Source organism: Larkinella terrae, assembly GCF_009668025.1.
GTDB classification, from domain to species: Bacteria; Bacteroidota; Bacteroidia; order Cytophagales; family Spirosomataceae; genus Larkinella; species Larkinella terrae.
In genome coordinates, this window is record NZ_WJXZ01000009.1 from 93141 (window position 1) to 112049 (window position 18909).

An 18909-nucleotide genomic window follows, 5' to 3' on the forward strand; every position below is an offset into this window, starting at 1 on the left:
AGGGTGATTTGGCCTAAAATTTATTATTTACCTACTTTAGCCGAGTAAACGACCTAAGGATCGATGCAGAAACGGTATCCCAATCAGCTCTCGTATGGCGCAAACAATCTGGTCGTTGCCTTATCGCAAACTGAAGTAGCTAAAGTTTTTCGGGGCGACACGCGTTCAGATATTGGATCGGAAGCAGAGAAGATGAAATTCGCCAATCAGATCAATGAGTTGGTTGTCGCATTTATTCGGTTGGATTACGATGAGCAGAATGAATGGGACATGCTGGTGATGGAACGGCTTTACCCACAGGATTTCAGGAGCATTGAAATTTCGAAAAGAGAATTACTGTTGGATGTTTTTGAAGATGAATTAAAGGCGTTGCATCAGGCCGGTTTTGTCCATCGGGATATTCGCCGTCCGTCCGATCAAAGCGGAGAAAAATACGATAACATTCTGTTGACGGATAAAGGTTTACGCTTGATCGATGTGGGTATTTCGGCCTTAAAAATACAGGTCGGCGATAAGTTGTTTGGGAAATATATTGAAATGGAAAACGCGGAACTGGATGAATTTAAGCGCTATTTTCTAAGCCGCTGACAATCAGGTTGACGTAAATATTCTACGGTTAAATCGGAATAAGCTCGCCGGAAAGTCTTATTTTTAGCTTAGTATTTTTCTCGAAAAACCAGCAGAATGCAATTTTCCCACCTCCATTGCCACACGCAATACTCACTGCTTGACGGGCAGGCTGAGATCAAGAAACTGATCAAAAAGGCCAAATCGGACAACATGCCCGCCGTTGCCATCACCGACCACGGGAACATGTTCGGCGTTTTTGAGTTTGTGGCCGAAGCCGCCAAGCAAGGCATCAAACCGATTGTGGGCTGCGAATTTTACGTGGTGGAAGACCATACCAAAAAGCAGTTTACCAAGGAACAGAAAGATATTCGCTACCATCAGTTGCTGCTGGCGAAGAATCCGACGGGTTACAAAAACCTGATCAAACTCTGTTCGTTGGGGTACATGGAAGGTCTGTACGGTAAGTATCCGCGGATTACGAAAGAACTGATCGATCAGCACAAGGAAGGGCTGATTGCGTCGACTTGCTGCATCGGGGCGTCGGTTCCGAAAACCATTCTGAAAAAAGGGGAGGAAGCTGGCGAAATCGAATTCCGGTGGTGGCTGGATCGGTTTGGGGAGGATTATTACGTGGAATTACAACGGCACGAAATTCCTGATCAGATCAAGGTAAATGAAATCCTGGTCAAGTTTGCCCGCAAATACAACGTTAAAATTATTGCTTCCAACGACTCCCACTATGTGGATCGGGAAGATTGGGTAGCGCACGATATCCTGCTGTGTGTCAATACGAACGAAAAGCTGAGTACGCCTTCCGAAAAGGAATTTAACGACGAGGAAGGTTCGAAAAAAGGCACGCGGTTTGCCTTCTTCAGCGATCAGTTTTATTTCAAAAATACCGAGGAAATGTCGACCCTGTTCCGCGATTTGCCGGAAGCGATCGACAACACGAACGAAATTGTGGACAAGGTTGAAACGCTGAAACTAAAGCGCGACATCCTGTTGCCTAACTTCGTTATTCCCGACGGTTTTGCGTCGCAGGACGATTACCTGGACTTTCTGACATTCGAAGGCGCCCGCCAACGCTACCGGGTTCTGACGCCCGAAATCGACGAGCGCTTGCGGTTCGAACTGGGTGTAATCCGGCAAATGGGCTTTGCCGGATACTTCCTGATTGTTTCCGATTTCATCAAGGCCGGGCGTGATCTGGGCGTGATGGTTGGACCGGGCCGTGGTTCGGCCGCCGGTTCGGCGGTGGCTTATTGTATCGGCATTACGAACATCGACCCGATTAAATACAACCTGCTGTTCGAGCGGTTTTTGAATCCCGACCGGAAGTCCATGCCCGATATTGATACGGATTTTGACGACGAAGGTCGCCAGAAAGTGATCGATTACGTGGTGAAAAAGTACGGGAAACAACAGGTGGCCCAGATCGTCACGTATGGTACGATGGCAGCCAAATCGGCCATTAAGGACGTCGCGCGGGTGATGGAACTGCCGTTGCCCGAATCAAACGCGCTGGCTAAGCTTGTTCCCGACAAGCCGACTTACAACATGACCCTCAAAAAGATTTTTGAGGATTCCATCGATACGCTCGGGATGATGATTCAGCCGGAGGAGGTCGAGAATGTGAAGCGGATGCGGGCCATTGAAGCCGGGAACGATTTGTCGGCCAAAGTGCTGAAACAGGCCCGGAAGCTGGAGGGAAACATTCGGAACACGGGGATTCACGCGGCCGGAATCATTATCGCACCGGAGGATTTGTCGAACATTGTTCCGGTGTCAACCTCCAAAGAGACTGACCTGATTATCACGCAGTATGAAGGGAAAGTAATCGAGGATGCGGGCGTCATTAAAATGGACTTTCTGGGGTTGCGAAACCTCACCATTATCAAAGAATGTCTGCGGCTGATCAGGCAAAACCACGGCGGTTTTTTCATCAACGGCGTCGAAACCGATATTGACGATATTCCGCTCGACGACGAAGAAACCTATAAGACTTTCCAGCGGGGTGAAACGAACGCCATCTTCCAGTTCGAATCCGATGGCATGAAAAAGTACATGAAGGACCTGAAGCCCGACCGGTTTGAGGACCTTATTGCCATGAACGCGCTCTACCGGCCCGGCCCGATAGCCTATATTCCGAACTTTATCAATCGGAAACATGGTCGGGAAGAAGTGAAGTACGATTTACCCGAAATGGAAGAGTTTCTGGCAGATACGTACGGAATCACGGTCTATCAGGAACAATTAATGCTGCTTTCCCAAAAGCTGGGCAACTTTACCAAGGGCGACGCCGACGTTTTGCGGAAGGCAATGGGGAAAAAAGACCGCGCAACGCTCGACAAAATGAAGGGCAAATTCATGGATGGCTGCGCGGCTAACAAACTGGCGCTGAAGACTTGTGAGAAAGTCTGGACCGACTGGGAAGCCTTTGCCTCCTACGCCTTTAATAAGTCGCACTCGACCTGTTACGCTTTTGTGGCCTACCAGACGGCTTTCCTGAAAACGCACTACAAAGCCGAATACATGGCGGCCGTTTTGACGAGCTGTTTGGGGAACATTGAAAAGATTACCTTCTTTATGGAGGAATGCAAAGCCATCGGGATTCCGGTTTTGGGCCCGGATGTTAACGAATCGGAGCGGTTTTTTGGGGTCAATCAAAAAGGTGAAATCCGGTTTGGACTGGGTGCGATCAAAGGAACCGGCGATGCGGCTGTGGAGTCGATCATTGAGGAACGCAAAAAAGGTGGCCCGTTCAAGGATGTGTACGATTTCGTCATCCGGATCAACCTCCGGACGGTTAATAAGAAGACGCTGGAAAGTCTGGCGTACGCGGGAGCCTTTGATAACCAGGAAGAACTGCATCGGGCGCAGTATTTTACCCCCGCCGACGGAGAAACGTCGACCTACATTGAAAAACTGACCCGCTACGCCAATAATTACCACGCCGAGAAGTCGGCGGCCCAGCAATCCCTGTTTGGGGGGGCGGGGGGAGAACCCAACATTGCGCGGCCCAAACCGCCGGTGGTTCCGCCCTGGAGTGAGATCGAACGCCTGAAGTTTGAGAAGGACGTGGTCGGTTTTTACATCTCCGGCCATCCGCTGGACGAGTTCCGGATTGAACTGGAAAGCTTCTGCACCTGCACGCTTGATAAATTGTTTGACGAAGTGAATCAGGGGCGGGAAATCACCGTGGGCGGAATTGTAACGAGCAAGCAATTGCGGCAATCCAAAAACGGTAATCCGTTCGTGATTTTTAAACTGGAAGATTACAACGGAACGGTGGAAATGAGCCTGTTCGGCGAAGATTTTGTCCGGATGGGAAATTACATCGAAGAAGGGTTATTCCTGCACGTAAAGGGGAAATTGCAAAACCGCTGGAATTCCGACGCCTTCGAATTCCGACCGAACTTCATCCAACTGCTGACCGAAGTGCGGACGAAATACAGCAAGGAACTCTGTGTGCAACTGGATTTGAAGCTGATTAACAACGAGTTTGTCGCTAAAATTACGGATCTGATCAAAACCTATCCGGGCTCCTGCAACCTGGTACTGCGGGTAATGGATGAAGAAGAACGGGTCGATGTCAGTATGTTATCGCGGCCTTTTAAGATCGCGCCGGTCAATGAATTATTGAAAGAACTGGACTCAATGGACGGGGTGGGTTACCGATTGAATTAAAACCGTAGGCTGGCAAATGTTAACTGCACTGATTGGAAATAATCTTGAAGCTATCAAACAGATTGCACTTCGGCATCATGTGCGAAAGCTATACGTTTTCGGCTCAGCCTGTACGAATCGATTTGAGCCGGATAGCGACATCGATTTGCTACTCAGCTTCGACCAAAACCGAGTTAATTTAGAAGACTATGCGGATAATTATTTTGATCTGGCCGAAGAACTGGAGAAGTTATTAGGTCGTCCCGTAGAATTAGTTGAAGAAGCAACTCTGCAGAATCCATATTTCATTCGTTCGGTCAACCAGACTAAAATCCCTATTTTGGAATGATCGATGAAATTCGAAAATGTTTGACGGATATTTTGGTGTCAATTGAATCAATCGATAATTATCTCGAAAACAATCGTTTGTTTGAAATTTATCAAACAAACAAAATGCTTCGGCGGGCCATCGAACGTGAACTTGAAATTATTGGTGAAGCAACAAACATTGCACTTCGATTGGAACCAACCCTTTCAATTTCAAATGCACGCCGGATTGTGGATACCCGAAATCGAATCATACACGCTTATGATGCTGTAAATGATACAGTTGTCTGGTCGATTGTCATAAAACACCTGCCAATTTTGAAGATGGAAATTGTTCATTTGCTGGAAAACAGTAATGATTGATTTCGTTGAACTTTTTTCAACTTCAAAACATTGTACGTACATAAGAGTTAAAATAGACAAAAAATCGAGATACAATCATGGCAAAAGCGATTGAAATAACCGACGCCAACTTCGCGGAAGTAATTAATTCCGATAAACCGGTACTTGTGGATTTTTGGGCCGAATGGTGTGGTCCCTGTAAAATGATCGGACCATCGGTTGAACAACTGGCGGGTGAGTACGAAGGGAAGGCGATTGTGGCCAAAATGGACGTAGACATGAATGCGCAGGTTCCGGCCCAATTCGGTATTCGCAGCATTCCTACTTTGATGGTTTTCAAAAACGGTAAAATGGTTGACAAGGTCATTGGTGCCGTAGCCAAATCCGTTCTGGAACAAAAACTGGTAGCTCATCTGTAATTTTTACGGGCTATTTTGAACATAGATTGAAAGCCAGGCCATGGGTCTGGCTTTTTTTTGACCGGTTCTAAGATTCGGGAATAATCAGATTCCTGAAACTTGACCGGTTTCGTCTTTTGATCTATCTTACCGAATGACGAATACGACCCAACCGATGCGACCACTTCTCCTCTTGATTTTTATTTTATCCGCTCTTGCTGGAAAATCCCAAACGTTCCGGCCGGATGAAATTGCCCGCTGGAAAAAACGCGCCAAAGCCGTTACCATCACACGCGACACCTGGGATATTCCGCATATTTCCGGCAAAACCGACGCGGATGTGGTTTTTGGGCTATTATACACGCAGTGCGAAGATGATTTTGCGCGGGTGGAAGAAAATTACATCGACGCCATCGGCCGGATGGCGGAGGTGGAAGGAGAAACCGCCCTGTACCACGATTTGCGTGCCCGGCTTTTTATGGATACCACCCAGGCCATTGCGATTTACCGGAAGAGTCCGAAATGGATGAAGAAACTGATGGACGCTTTTGCCGATGGCACCAATTATTATTTATATACCCACCCGAACGTCAAACCCCGTTTACTTACCCGGTTTCAACCCTGGATGCCGTTACTGTTCAGTGAAGGAAGTATTGGCGGCAACATCAGTGTAATTTCCACCGACCGAATTAAAGCTTTCTACACCAATTCGAAGTGGACATCAGAAGTCAACGATTTTGAAAAATACGAGCGTGAACCCACGGGCTCGAACGGTTTTGCGATTGCGCCTGCCAAAAGTGTTACCAAAAATGCGTTATTGTTAATAAATCCTCACACTTCCTTTTACTTCCGCTCGGAAGTGCACGTAACCAGCAAAAAAGGTCTGAATGCCTACGGAGCTGTAACCTGGGGTCAATTCTTTGTCTATCAGGGGTTTAACCAGAATTGTGGCTGGATGCATACCTCTGGGAATGCCGATTCGATGGATGAATACCTGGAAACGGTTGAAAAGCGCGATGGTGGTTACTTCTACAAATACGGAAATGAATGGCGACCGGTGAAGACCGAAAAGGTTTCACTCCCGTATAAAACCGCCAGCGGAATCCGGTACAAAGATTTTACGATTTACCGCACCCATCATGGCCCGGTGGCCGGTCAGGTGGGCGATAAATGGATGACAATCAGCATGATGAACGATCCGCTGAATGCCCTGGCGCAATCGTATCTTCGGACCAAGGCGAAGGATTACGAAGGTTACAAAAAGGTCATGCAATTAAATGGGAACGCAACCAATAATACGGTTTATGCCGATCGTAATGGTACCATTGCGTATTGGCACGGCAATTTTATTCCCCGACGGAATCCGAAGTTTGACTGGAATCAGCCCGTTGACGGCAGCAACCCGGAAACCGATTGGAAAGGGTTACACGATATTGACGACATCGTTCAGGTGAAAAACCCGGCCAATGGCTGGATTCAGAATTGCAATTCGACACCATTTTCCGTGGCAGGTCCGAGCAGCCCGGCCATCAGTCAGTATCCAACGTATATGGCGCCCGACGATGAAAATTTTCGGGGTGTCAATGCCGTAAGGGTTTTGCAACAGAAGTCCAGTTTCACCCTGGATACACTGATTGCGGCCGCTTATGACCCGCATCTCCCCGGTTTTGACGACCTGATTCCGTCGCTGGTGCAGGCGTATCAAACCGGGAAAGCAGATGAACAACCGAAAGCCCTTGCCGAAGCCATCGACACCCTGCAAAACTGGTCCAATACCTACGGAACAACCTCCGTTGCAACGACGCTTGCCGTGATGTGGGCTGAGAAGATCCAGCGGTTGGCCCGCCCCCGCATTCCGAGTGATAAACGCTTTGATTTCCTGACGTTTACGGAGTTCATGATTAAAAACGTAACTCCTCAGGAAAAAGTAAAATTACTCGCTGAAGTAATCGAAGAACTGACCCGGGACTTTGGAACCTGGAAAACCGCCTGGGGGGAAATCAACCGGTTTCAGCGTCTGACGGGAAAAATTAACGAAACCTTTGATGATTCGAAACCGAGTTTCGCGGTCGGTTTCATGCCTTCAAACTGGGGTTCGCTGGCTGCTTTTGGGGCGCGCACGTATCCCGGAACTAAAAAGCGTTACGGAAGTGTGGGCAATAGTTTTGTAGCTGTCGTTGAATTTGGTGATCGCGTGAAGGCCCGGACAGTCGTCAACGGCGGGCACAGCAGCAATCCGTCTTCCCCGCATTTCAATGACCAGGCCGCTTTGTTCAGTGCCGGAAAATTCAAAGACATCTGGTTCTACCCCGAAGACATCCGCCAGCACGTTGAAAAAACGTATCATCCGGGAGAGAAGGATTGAATAATTAACAATTAATAATGAACAATTAACATGAAATGGACAATCGCTTCAAAAATCGTAAATGGTCATTGTTAATTATACATTGTTCATTATCTAAACGCTCTAATAATCGCCAGCACTTCTTCGCCGATCATTTTCACTTTCGTTTTACCGAAGCCTTTAACGGTTAATAATTCGTCGAGGGTGGAGGGTTTTGACTTGGTTAATTCCAGAATGGTTTTTCGAGGTAACACCATGTAACCGGCCGTGTCATTCTCTCCGGCCAGATCATCCCGCCATTTGGTCAGGGCTTTGTACAGCGATCCGTTGGATTTGCCGCCGGATTCTTCCGAAAAAGCGGTTTTTCGGTTTTCTTTATTTTTTCGATTGGGCTGAAAAGCGAGTTCGGCACCGTTCCGTGCTTTCAGGTAAGCCAGCGCATCAAAACCGGTTTGGCAACTTTCAAAACAATAGAGTTTGACGGACAACTCTTTTTCCAGTTCATCCAGCGATTCGAGCAGGGTTTCCCGGACGAGCTTATTATCGGAATCCGTTGGGCAAGAGTAAAAAATAGGTAGTAATTCGTTGCTAATCAGATTTTTAAAATAGTCTCCTGCTTTCCTGACACGTTCCTGTAACGATTCATTTTCCTCGGGCAGCAGGTTTTCAGCGAAATACGATGGAAGCTGCCTCTGAAACCGTATGGCAATACTGCGGGCTTTCTCGCCGAACAATTTTTTGAAGTCGCTCAAAACTGCCTGTACCTCGCCGTCCAGACTGGCAGCATGTTCGTTGAAAATCCGTAGACAGCGGTTTATCAAATAATCGGCGCGGTCGAACGTAAAGAGATCCATCAGCAAATCCTCCTGATTGGATTGCTTGGAATGACGCAGCTCCTCTTCGGTGGGAACTTGCAACTGAACCTGTTCGTGAAATTCTTCCAGCAGCAGTTCGGTTTTGATGCTATGCGACGGAATGGGCGCCCGCAAAACGAGGCCATCCAGCGATTTGCAACGACTCAGCGCAACGTAAACCTGTCCGTGGGCAAAGGCCGATGCCGCATCGATAATGGCTTTTTCAAACGTCAGGCCCTGACTTTTGTGAATCGTGATGGCCCAGGCCAGTTTTAAAGGAAACTGAACAAACTTGCCGACCGCTTCTTCTTTAATCTCGTTTGTTACCGAATCCAGCGAATACCGGATGTTGAGCCATTCCATCCGATCCACGGCCAGCGTTTCGGGCTCTTTCGGGCATTTTACGTAAATGCAATCGTCGTCAATGTCGGTTATTTGGCCAATTTTACCGTTGTAAAACAGTTTGTCGCGGGAAATGTCATTTTTGACGAACATTACTTGCGCACCAACTTTGAGTTCCAGGCTGGCTTCAGTGGGGTAGGCCTGCGCCGGAAATTCGCCCTCAATGGTCGCTTCAAACGTATGCGATTCGGTATTTAGCTCTAGTAACTTCTGGCTATTAATATGCTGAGCTGCGCTGTTGTGCGTCGACAAAGTAATGAATCCTTCTTTGTCATCGGGCTTAAAATCAGCGATATAGTGCCGGTTTAGTTCGTCTAACTGCTGACGACTTACCCGTTTTTCCCGAATGCTGTTCAGGATATCAATAAACTGCTTATCGGATTGTCGGTAGATGTGATCCAGTTCAATGGAAATATAGGGCGTTTTTTGCAGGGCGCGGCTGCCGAAAAAATAACCCGTTTCGTAATGCGGTTTTAGAAACGCCCAGTCTTCATCGCGAATAACCGGCGGCAATTGCTGCATGTCACCAATCAGGAGTAACTGGACTCCGCCAAACGGTTCAGAACGATGGCGGAAACGGCGCAGTACCTCGTCGATTCCGTCGAGTACGTCGGCCCGCACCATACTGATTTCATCGACGATCAGCAAATCGAGCGTCCGAAGAATTTTAATTTTTTCCCGATTAAATTTTTTCGATTCCCGACTCGTTGCTCCCGGAACCAGTGGACCAAACGGGAGTTGAAAAAGCGAATGAATCGTTACGCCCCCTGCATTAATAGCCGCTACACCCGTTGGGGCTACAACCGCTAATCGCTTGGAAGTCATGAGTTTGATCTGGTGCAGAAACGTCGTTTTCCCCGTTCCGGCTTTTCCCGTCAGAAATACATTTCGGTTGGTATGGAGAACAAAGTCGTGCGCTAACTGGAGCTTTTCGTTAACAATGGCGGGCATGAGGTAACAACAAATAAATGCTAAACCGGAGGTAAGTTACACTTGGAAAGTTCACTTATTGGTTTTTTCCGGAAAGGTTAAAGATACAAAATGGAAAGGTCGCAGGCTACGGTTTTTTGTTGATTCGCGTTGAATTTATTCTGTACCTGAATGGCTCAATACCTTAGAAAAAGAACATATTTCATCAGAAAGGGTGATAGTGTTGTACGACCAATAGTACAGATTTACCTACCGCTCCAACTGAATTTATTTGATTGAATGGGCTATAAAAGCTATTATTTAACCGATTTCTTCAGTGAATTTTAGTCTGAATTGGATTTTTCTCTTACCAATCATTATTTATTTAATGTATGCATTTCCTGTATAAATCATATTGTTTGCGACCCTTGTGATTTAATTTTTAACGGTTTATTTTTACTCATCAGATGATATGATGACCTCAGATACGATACAAATCAAACGGGAGAGCCTGGCGGATGCGGTGGTTAAAAAATTGCAACAGCAAATTGCCTCCAGCCACTATAAAATAGGCGAGAAACTGCCATCGGAACCGGAGCTGATGCAGTATTTTGGTGTAGGCCGATCAACGATTCGGGAAGCCATCCGCATTCTGGCTAACAAAGGGCTCATTCGGGTGCAACAGGGCCTGGGAACATTTGTTGAACTCGAACAACCCAGCGTCGAACCCTTTCATCAGAGTTTGCAACGTGCTGAAGGTGATGATGTTAATGAAGTCAGACAATTACTGGAACTGAAAATTGCGGAAAAAGCCGCCCTGAATCGAACCCAGGAAGACATCGATGTGATGACAGTTTTTTTGCAAAACCGCCACGAAGCCGCCCTGCAAAACCGCCCGGAAGCCTGCATCGAAGCCGACATTCAATTTCACATCCGCCTGGCAATGGCGTCCAAAAATGAAGTTTTGGTCGATCTCTACAAAATCATTGCCGATAAAATGAAGAAATCCTTCATGGAAGTCTTTATCACCACGGAAACCTTGCTAAGTAAACAAAGTATGCACATGGCTCTTTTACAAAGCGTGGCCGACCGTGACCCCAAAAAAGCCTGGTATTGGGCGGCAAAAATTACGGGGCAAATCCGCTAACTGATTGCGCGTACAGCCTAAATTCATTTAAAGAAATACCTCATTATGGACCTTATCCGATCAGCCTTACGCAAACCTATTACCGTTCTGGTGCTGGTAGCGGGATTATTTTATTTTGGTGTCGGTGCTGTTCGCACGATCAAGATCGATATTTTTCCCAACCTGGACTTGCCGGTTATTTATATTTCACATCCCTATGGCGGTTTTACACCGAACCAGATGGAATCGTTTTTTGGCAAGCAATACGTCAACCTGCTGTTGTACGTTTCAGGTGTCAAAAGTATTGAAACGCGTAACATTCAGGGGCTTACCCTGATAAAGCTGTCGTTTTATGAGGGTACCAACATGGCCCAGGCAGCAGCCGAGGTATCTTCCTATACGAACCGGGCCCAGGCCATATTTCCGCCCGGGTCGCAACCACCCTTTATTTTGCGGTTTGATGCATCGACGTTACCGATCGGTCAGTTGGTCTTGAGCAGTCCGTCACGCACTAACAACGAGTTGCAGGATATGGCCAACGTGTACGTCCGGGCCGGGTTTAGTTCAATTCCCGGTCTGGTGGCTCCGGCACCTTTTGGCGGAAACTCCCGCACGATCGTCATCAAAGCGGACCCGGAGTTGCTGCGTTCCCATAATCTGACTCCCGACCAGTTAGTAGCGGCTTTGCGGGTCAATAATCAGGCGACTCCCGCCGGAAACGTGCGCGTGGGTGACCTGAATTATTTTACACCTGCCAACACGACAATTAAGAATGTAAAGGACTTCGAAAACATTCCGATCTATACCGGAACCGTCCAGAATTTATACCTGAAAGATGTAGCAAAAGTGGAGGATGCTGCGGATATAACTTCCGGTTATGTTTTGGTAAATGGCCGCCGTTCGGTGTATTTACCGATCACCAAATCCGCTGATGCCTCAACCTGGGAAGTAGTCCAGAATCTCAAAAAAGAATTGCCTCGGTTTCAGTCCTTGTTACCCGAAGATGTGAAGTTATCGTACGAATTTGATCAATCGGTTTACGTAATCAATTCGGTTGAAAGTTTAATTACAGAAGGCATTATCGGGGCTATTTTAACGGGTTTGATGGTATTACTTTTTCTGGGCGATCCGCGTGGTGCCTTAATCGTGATTATCACCATTCCAATCTGTATTATTTCCGGCGTTTTATTTCTTTCGTTATTCGGGCAAACCATCAATATTATGACATTGAGCGGTTTGTCCTTGGCCATTGGAATTCTGGTGGATGAATCGACCGTTACGATTGAAAATATCCACCAGCACATGGACATGAAAAAAACCAAAGCACTGGCGATCTGGGATGCCTGTAAGGAAATTGCGTTCTCCAAATTGCTGATTTTATTCTGTATTCTGGCGGTTTTTGCACCGGCTTTTACGATGAAAGGCATACCGGGCGCTTTGTTTTTTCCGCTGTCGCTGGCGATTGCTTTTTCCATGATTACGTCCTACGTGATGGCGCAAACATTGGTTCCGGTTTTGGCAAACTGGCTGATGAAAGAACACGTCATTAAATCCAACGGAAAATCCCGAAAAAAAGATGCTATCCGTGCTAAATCTTTGGCAGAGAATGGAGTAGCGGTAAAACCGGAAGACCGCATCCTGAACGGAAAACAAAAACTGGCGCATCAGGCTGACCTCAACAACGACGGAAAAATCAGCAAGTTTGAGCGGCTAAGGATTAATTTTGTGCGATTTATAGGATGGTCGCTTCCGTATAAAAGATCGATAACCATCGGTTATTTTGTGATCGCATTGGGGTGTACGGCATTCTTTTTATCCATCATCGGACGGGATGTTTTGCCGCGGGTAAATGCCGGTCAATTTCAAGTTCGACTGCGCGCGCAGGATGGTACCCGGCTGGAAAAAACCGAAACCACCATGTTGAAAGCCATTGATGTTTTGTACCAACTGGTTGGAAAAGAAAACGTTGAAATTACTTCGGCGATGGTGGGTATGCACGGTTCACAATTTTCGACCAGTCCGATTTATCTCTTCATGGCCGGGCCGCAGGAAGGCGTTTTGCAGGTGAGTTTGGATGATGAATATGAAGTCGATCTGGATAAATTAAAAGATCAGTATCGGGAGAAAATGAAAGCCGCTTTACCCGATATAAAACTGTCATTTGAACCGATTGAATTAACCGATAAGATTCTGAGCCAGGGTTCACCAACGCCCATTGAAGTGAAGGTGATTGGTAAGAATAAACCGCAGAATGAAGAATACGCCAATAAAGTAATTGCCAAGCTAAAAGAGATTCCGTATTTACGCGATATTCAGATTGGACAGGCCATCAATTATCCGTCTATAAACATTGATATTGACCGGGTAAAAGCGGCTCAATTGGGTGCTGACGTTTCGGTAATTTCCAGGTCGTTAACGGCTTCCACTTCTTCTTCCCGATTTACCGAGAAAAATGTCTGGATCGACCCGAAAAGTGCGCAGATGTACAGTGTTCAGGTACAGATACCGGAGAATAAAATGACTAGTATTAACGACATTGGCGAAATACCGGTTTTGCCGAATGCTAACCGACCGGTTTTGAGCGATGTTGCTACCATTAAGAAGGATAAAACATACGGCGAAAACGATAACATCGGCGCTGTGCCGGTTTTGTCGGTGACTGCTAACCTGAACGACATGGATCTGGGAACGGCCACGACCGATGTGAAAAAAGCCATTGCCGATCTCGGCGAACTGCCGCGTGGATTACTCATCGAAACCCGCGGTTTGACGCAGGTGTTGACGGAAACGCTCGATAGTCTGCAAACCGGTTTGTTAACGGCCATTATCGTGATTTTTCTGATGTTAGCGGCTAATTTTCAATCATTTAAGGTTTCGCTGGTGGTTTTGTGTACGGTTCCGGCGGTGTTGGCGGGTTCGCTGGCCTTGCTGCTGCTGACCGGTTCGACGCTTAATCTGCAATCGTATATGGGTATGATCATGTCGGTGGGGGTTTCGATCTCCAATGCCGTTCTGCTGGTGACCAACGCGGAGGAATTACGAATGAAAAACCACAATGCCCAACTGGCGGCCAAAGAAGCGGCTTCGCTGCGGATGCGACCCATTGTAATGACCAGTGTTGCGATGGTGGTGGGAATGCTGCCGATGGCGCTCGGTTTTGGAGAAGGCGGTTCGCAAACCGCTCCGCTGGGGCGCGCGGTTATTGGCGGGCTGATTGCTTCCACCTTTGCGGCCTTGCACATTTTACCGCTGGTGTTTGCCTGGGTGCAGGCCAAATCATCGACGCAGTCGGTTTCATTAGACCCGGAAGACAAAGAAAGTAAACATTATATTCCTAATGTATATGAATCAGTTAATTAAAAGATTCGGTTATCCCCTGATTGCGGTTTTTTCCGGGATTCTGTTGGCTAGCTCATTAACGGGTTGTCACTCGTCGGAGAGCAAGGCGGATAAGGTGGCCATCAAAGAGGAACCGGAAGCAACTGAAGTTTTTACGCTGCACAAAGGTAAATTGTCGTCGAATCTCCAGATTCCGGGCGAATTGCTGGCGTTTCGGGACGTGGACATGTACGCGAAAGTGAGCGGTTTTGTTAAATCCATCCATGCCGATGTAGGTTCAGAAGTGCAGGAAGGACAACTTTTGGCATTGGCCGAGGCACCTGAATTGAATGCGCAACTGGCTTCGGCCGAATCGAAACTGAAGGCGCAGGAAGCACTTTACATCGCCAGCAAAGCGAATTACGACCGGTATGTAGATGCCGCCAAAACACCGGGAACGGTTGCTGCGTCAATGATCGAGCAGACACTGGCCAAAAAAGAATCAGATTATGCCCAGCTGGAAGCCGCCAAATCGGCCTACCGGGAAGTGGCTGATATGCGCAAGTACCTGGAAATCAGAGCGCCGTTTAGCGGTATTATCAGTTTGCGGAACGTCAGCACCGGTGCTTACATCGGTCCATCGGGGAAAGGTTCCGAATTGCCGCTTTTCGTGCTGACGGAGCAAAAACGCCTGCGGCTGGTGGTTGCCGTTCCCGAAGCTTACACCGGATATGTCGATCTGAACGATGAAGTGAGCTTTACGGTGAAGGCATTTCCGGATAAAAAATTTACGGGGAAAGTGAAGCGACTCGCGGGAGCCCTGGACAAGCGGCTGCGTTCGGAGCGGACGGAGGTGGATGTGATCAACTCGGATCGCAAACTGTTGCCGGGCATGATCGCTGAAGTTACCATTCCGCTGCCGACCAAAAACACCACGTTCGTTGTTCCGAAATCGGCGATTATCAGTTCATCGATCGGGGTATTTATTGTCAAGGTCGTCAACCAGAAAGCGGAATGGGTTCCGATTCAGAAAGGCCTGGAAGAGGGCGACAATGTTGAGGTTTTCGGCGAGGTAAAAGAGGGAGACCTGATCATGACCACGGCTACCGAAGAGGTTCGGAATGGCTCACCGGTTCCCGCTGTTAAACAACACTCTTAAGTCGATAGGCGGTTTTACGAATCGATTGCGTTCAGGATGGTTGTGCAGGCTTCCCGGATCTGATCATCGGTGATGATGAGCGGTGGAGCAATGCGCATCGAGTTATCGCAGAATAAAAACCAGTCCGTAATAACACCGGTTGGCGCGTTCAAAATCGCACGGTCGATGACCGATTTTAAAACCTCGAACGATTCAAATTCCACCGCCAGCATCAATCCTTTGCCGCGTACTTCTTTAATGGCCGGGTGAACAAGCAACTGCCTGATTAACTGACCTTTGGCTTCAGCCTGCTCGTGTAATTTTTCGTCCTGAATAACGCGTAAAGTGGCCAGTGAAGCCGCCGACGAAACCGGATGACCGCCAAACGTGGTGATGTGTCCCAAAATCGGGTTGGTTTTGAAAACGCCCATGATTTCCGCCGAGCTGATGAAAGCGCCGATCGGCATACCGCCCCCCATGCCCTTGGCGCAGACGACAACATCCGGAACAACGCCAAATGCCTCAAAGGCCCAGAAGGTTCCGGTCCGGCCAAAACCGGTCTGAATTTCGTCGAAGACCAGCATCGCGCCCACGTCAGAACACCGCTGCCGAACCGCCTGAAGATATGACACTTCCGGAACCCGAATTCCTGCTTCTCCCTGAACGACCTCCATAATTACGGCTGCCGTCCGTCTGGTAATTTGATCCAGATGGGCCCAGTCGCCGTGTTGAATGTGCCGGATATCGGGCAGAAGCGGGCGGAAATTGCGTTTGAAATTCTCACTTCCCGACAGCGAAAGCGCTCCCTGGGTCGCACCGTGGTAAGCATTGAAACACGATATGATTTCACGCCGACCGGTGTAGCGTTTCGCCAGTTTCATGGTGCCCTCGATGGCTTCGGTACCGGAATTGGTAAAGTAAACATTGGTCAGGGGCGCGGGCAACGTTTGGGCCAGGGCGTGCGCCAGTTCCACCTGGGGCGATTGGACATATTCGCCGTAAACCATTAAATGCAGGTATTTATCCAGTTGTTCCTGAATGGCGGCCAGCACGCGCGGATGCCGGTGACCGACGTTACTGACGCCGATGCCCGAAATAAGATCCATGTATCGATTGGAACCTCCATACAAATAAATCCCCTCTGCCCGTTCGATTTCGAGGGCCAGTGGAAAGTCGGAAGTTTGGGCAACGTGTTGAAAAAAGAGTTGCCGATTCGTCAAAAGTGAGTTGGTCGTCAATGAAATAGTTAGTAGCTGGTACAAAAATACACCTATATAACGCTTGGGCGAAATCAGTTTGTTTATTAACTTTCGTAATCACTCAACCCTTTGTGCCTATGAGGCTAATCTACTTATCTGTATTTCTGGGATTTTTGCTGGTTTCAAAGGGTTGGGCGCAGGATGTGTATTACGAACCCGGCCAGACGCATATTCCCGGCACGTATGATTTTCTGCTCAAAAACGGTACAACGATCCGCGGACAATTTGTTCGTCGGGATAGTGCTTCCTACCTGATTCGGACTAAAAAGGACGGAGACCAGCTGTTGTCGGTCAATTCGATCATTCGGGCCGATTTGGTAGGCGGTACCTTGCGAAGTGGGCCGGACTTTCCGAACGGTTTTCCCTTCCGGCTTTTTGTCATGCCAACCGCGTACATGCCGGAGAAAAAGAGCCTTTATTTTCAAAGCAGCTACGTTTTGTTCTCTCGTCTCGATGTTGGATTTACCAAGAATTTCAGCATGGGAACGACGTTTCAAACCCTGAATCCAAGTAATTTCCATACTTTTTCGGCTAAATATGGCGTTAAAGTTACCCCCCGGATGCAGGCTGCGCTGAATATTCAATACATTGGAATTCGACTAAACGAACGGCTGTTAACAAAATTGGGGCTGGCTCAGGGTATTGTCACCGTCGGTGATGCTGAGCGCAATATCACTGTAGGAGCGGGAGTTACGTTTTCTCAACGTGGAATAGCCTCGTCCGGGGTCATGACCATCGGGTACGTTCGAAAACTGACGCCCGACCTGACCTTCATCAACCAGAATAATATTCTGATTGGAGAAGCGATTGAACCGCAATTTACCTATTTGGCAGGATTGTCATCTGCCGGTTTGCGGTTTAACCGCCGTCGTCACGCTTTTGACACGGCTTTATTACTCCCCATTTACAGTTCGAACGGTTTGATTCGCACCAGCCCGCTCCCGTACCTAAGCTATCAGGTCCGGATTGGGAAGTGAGGAGGTTTAGACGATTGACCATTGACGATCGACCATTGCTAGAAATCTATGGTCGATCGTCAATGGTCAATTGTCATACATCCCCTTCAAAAAAACAAATCGTTCCGCCAACCCAGTCGAAGTCTTTGTTGAACCGGACACCGATCATTTTGCCCCGGCTCAAACGGGCGAGGTTGGTCAGCAGGGTGGGGCGCGGGTCTTTTTCGTGCCAGATGTATAACATTCGGATTTCGCACTTCACCAGCCCGTCCGGTGCCTGAATCACCGGTTCGTATTTGACCTTTCGCTGCAGCAAATAATTCTCTTTATCAGAAATTGAATCCAGATCGGATTTAGTAACCGAAAGCTTGACGCCACTTCCGGCAAACGAGAAAAGCGGTTTCAGAACGTAATTTTCCAGATCGTCCGGGTAGCTTTCCAGCGTGTTCAAATACCGACTTTCCGGAACATATGGACTGTTCAATAGCGGAAGCGTGTGCTTGCTGATGCGGAAAAACCAGTTGGGGTGTCCAATCCATTCGACATCCACATCGTCGGTTAACGAAAAGGCGGTTTTTAAATCGGGAATGCTTTCTAACTCGTCAAATATCAGCCGGTTATAAATTCGTTTGATGTGGTAGCGTTCACCGCCTTTCTCGTAAAACAGCTTTCGACCTTCCTTCTGAATCTTGGTAAGGCAAACCGCTTCGATACCCAGCATCTCGTTTGTGATGGCAAAATCAATGCGGGTTTTCTGCTTTTCGGGATAGATTTCCAGCAGAATAACTTGTTCCGGCTGTTCCGTACCGACGATCAATCGGCGTAAGTGCTGCCGGTAAGTTTCATCCGAATCCACGTCGAACAGGTGGCTGAAACCGTCCGGTATTGGAAAATACTTTCGGAAATTACCGGACACGTACGACTGAAAGCCGTAGAGGGAAGGAAAGCCCTGCAACTCGATCAACTGCGGTGTCAGTTCATTGTTTTCGTCCCGACAGATGGCAAAATCGATCGCCAGAAAAGAGGTATGGTCGTTCTCATTTGGAACCCGCTGACCGGGCGGTATGGCGGCTTCCGATAACTCCTTAAAATTCGGTTCCGTGATCGTATCGATGATCGATTCACAGGCTTCCAGAATCCGGTTTTTGAGAGCAATGGGGACAAAAACCGGGGTCTCAGCTACCCGAAAATCCAACTGACCTGGGTAATCGTGGTGAATCTGATCCAAAAAAGCCCGGTATTGTTCCGGGCTGAATGCTTGGTTGTAAGCCTGACGAATGGATGGGATCATAATCGGTTT

13 protein-coding genes are annotated in these 18909 nt (G+C 47.9%); 10 read left to right on the forward strand and 3 right to left on the reverse strand.

The window, feature by feature from the left end; genetic code table 11:
• Positions 1-63: 63 nt before the first annotated feature.
• The 6 genes from GJJ30_RS14920 (at position 64) to GJJ30_RS14945 (ending at position 7668) form a co-directional block, all read left to right on the forward strand.
• Entirely contained in the window at positions 64-588 is a 525-nt protein-coding gene (locus tag GJJ30_RS14920) for a protein kinase family protein (protein WP_154175971.1), read from the forward strand.
• Between the two features lie 96 nt (positions 589-684).
• The gene (gene dnaE, locus GJJ30_RS14925) at positions 685-4257 is read left to right on the forward strand and encodes a DNA polymerase III subunit alpha (protein ID WP_154175972.1); all 3573 of its coding nucleotides are present in this window, start codon (positions 685-687) and stop codon (positions 4255-4257) included.
• A 16-nt stretch (positions 4258-4273) separates the two neighbouring features.
• Positions 4274-4585, forward strand: coding sequence for a nucleotidyltransferase family protein (locus GJJ30_RS14930; protein ID WP_154175973.1), 312 nt, complete (start codon positions 4274-4276; stop codon positions 4583-4585).
• The gene (locus GJJ30_RS14935) at positions 4582-4926 is read left to right on the forward strand and encodes a HepT-like ribonuclease domain-containing protein (protein ID WP_154175974.1); all 345 of its coding nucleotides are present in this window, start codon (positions 4582-4584) and stop codon (positions 4924-4926) included. The genes GJJ30_RS14930 and GJJ30_RS14935 overlap by 4 nt, the downstream gene beginning before the upstream one ends.
• Before the next feature lie 77 nt (positions 4927-5003).
• Positions 5004-5324, forward strand: a complete 321-nt coding sequence (trxA, locus tag GJJ30_RS14940; RefSeq protein WP_154175975.1) for a thioredoxin — start codon at positions 5004-5006, stop codon at positions 5322-5324.
• A gap of 154 nt (positions 5325-5478) precedes the next feature.
• Positions 5479-7668, forward strand: coding sequence for a penicillin acylase family protein (locus tag GJJ30_RS14945; protein ID WP_154175976.1), 2190 nt, complete (start codon positions 5479-5481; stop codon positions 7666-7668).
• Between the two features lie 89 nt (positions 7669-7757).
• Here GJJ30_RS14945 and GJJ30_RS14950 read toward each other — a convergent pair whose 3' ends face one another.
• Entirely contained in the window at positions 7758-9854 is a 2097-nt protein-coding gene (locus GJJ30_RS14950) for an HRDC domain-containing protein (protein WP_154175977.1), read from the reverse strand.
• A 430-nt stretch (positions 9855-10284) separates the two neighbouring features.
• Here GJJ30_RS14950 and GJJ30_RS14955 point away from each other — a divergent pair, with 430 nt between their 5' ends.
• Genes GJJ30_RS14955 through GJJ30_RS14965 form a run of 3 tightly spaced genes read left to right on the forward strand, consistent with a single transcriptional unit; the run spans position 10285 to position 15415 of the window.
• Positions 10285-10959 carry a FadR/GntR family transcriptional regulator gene (locus GJJ30_RS14955; RefSeq protein ID WP_154175978.1) on the forward strand — a complete coding sequence of 225 codons (675 nt, stop codon included), beginning with the start codon at positions 10285-10287 and terminating at the stop codon, positions 10957-10959.
• A 45-nt stretch (positions 10960-11004) separates the two neighbouring features.
• The gene (locus GJJ30_RS14960) at positions 11005-14298 is read left to right on the forward strand and encodes an efflux RND transporter permease subunit (RefSeq protein ID WP_154175979.1); all 3294 of its coding nucleotides are present in this window, start codon (positions 11005-11007) and stop codon (positions 14296-14298) included.
• The gene (locus GJJ30_RS14965; protein WP_154175980.1) at positions 14282-15415 is read left to right on the forward strand and encodes an efflux RND transporter periplasmic adaptor subunit; all 1134 of its coding nucleotides are present in this window, start codon (positions 14282-14284) and stop codon (positions 15413-15415) included. The genes GJJ30_RS14960 and GJJ30_RS14965 overlap by 17 nt, the downstream gene beginning before the upstream one ends.
• 14 nt (positions 15416-15429) lie before the next feature.
• On the opposite strand, the gene GJJ30_RS14970 is transcribed toward GJJ30_RS14965, so the two are convergent.
• Complete coding sequence (locus GJJ30_RS14970; RefSeq protein ID WP_154175981.1) at positions 15430-16614, reverse strand: aspartate aminotransferase family protein; 1185 nt, start codon at positions 16612-16614, stop codon at positions 15430-15432.
• A gap of 116 nt (positions 16615-16730) precedes the next feature.
• Here GJJ30_RS14970 and GJJ30_RS14975 point away from each other — a divergent pair, with 116 nt between their 5' ends.
• A complete protein-coding gene (locus tag GJJ30_RS14975; RefSeq protein WP_154175982.1) occupies positions 16731-17630 on the forward strand; it encodes a hypothetical protein in 900 nt (299 codons plus the stop codon).
• A gap of 73 nt (positions 17631-17703) precedes the next feature.
• Here GJJ30_RS14975 and GJJ30_RS14980 read toward each other — a convergent pair whose 3' ends face one another.
• Complete coding sequence (locus tag GJJ30_RS14980) at positions 17704-18900, reverse strand: hypothetical protein (RefSeq protein WP_154175983.1); 1197 nt, start codon at positions 18898-18900, stop codon at positions 17704-17706.
• Between the last annotated feature and the right edge of the window lie 9 nt (positions 18901-18909).

Bases quoted from the DNA above. Each gene is read 5' to 3' on its own strand.
- GJJ30_RS14920 (WP_154175971.1), top strand. From the start codon at position 64: ATGCAGAAACGGTATCCCAATCAGCTCTCGTATGGCGCAAACAATCTG.
- dnaE (WP_154175972.1), top strand. From the start codon at position 685: ATGCAATTTTCCCACCTCCATTGCCACACGCAATACTCACTGCTTGAC.
- GJJ30_RS14930 (WP_154175973.1), top strand. From the start codon at position 4,274: ATGTTAACTGCACTGATTGGAAATAATCTTGAAGCTATCAAACAGATT.
- GJJ30_RS14935 (WP_154175974.1), top strand. From the start codon at position 4,582: ATGATCGATGAAATTCGAAAATGTTTGACGGATATTTTGGTGTCAATT.
- trxA (WP_154175975.1), top strand. From the start codon at position 5,004: ATGGCAAAAGCGATTGAAATAACCGACGCCAACTTCGCGGAAGTAATT.
- GJJ30_RS14945 (WP_154175976.1), top strand. From the start codon at position 5,479: ATGCGACCACTTCTCCTCTTGATTTTTATTTTATCCGCTCTTGCTGGA.
- GJJ30_RS14950 (WP_154175977.1), bottom strand. From the start codon at position 9,854: ATGCCCGCCATTGTTAACGAAAAGCTCCAGTTAGCGCACGACTTTGTT.
- GJJ30_RS14955 (WP_154175978.1), top strand. From the start codon at position 10,285: ATGATGACCTCAGATACGATACAAATCAAACGGGAGAGCCTGGCGGAT.
- GJJ30_RS14960 (WP_154175979.1), top strand. From the start codon at position 11,005: ATGGACCTTATCCGATCAGCCTTACGCAAACCTATTACCGTTCTGGTG.
- GJJ30_RS14965 (WP_154175980.1), top strand. From the start codon at position 14,282: ATGAATCAGTTAATTAAAAGATTCGGTTATCCCCTGATTGCGGTTTTT.
- GJJ30_RS14975 (WP_154175982.1), top strand. From the start codon at position 16,731: ATGAGGCTAATCTACTTATCTGTATTTCTGGGATTTTTGCTGGTTTCA.
- GJJ30_RS14980 (WP_154175983.1), bottom strand. From the start codon at position 18,900: ATGATCCCATCCATTCGTCAGGCTTACAACCAAGCATTCAGCCCGGAA.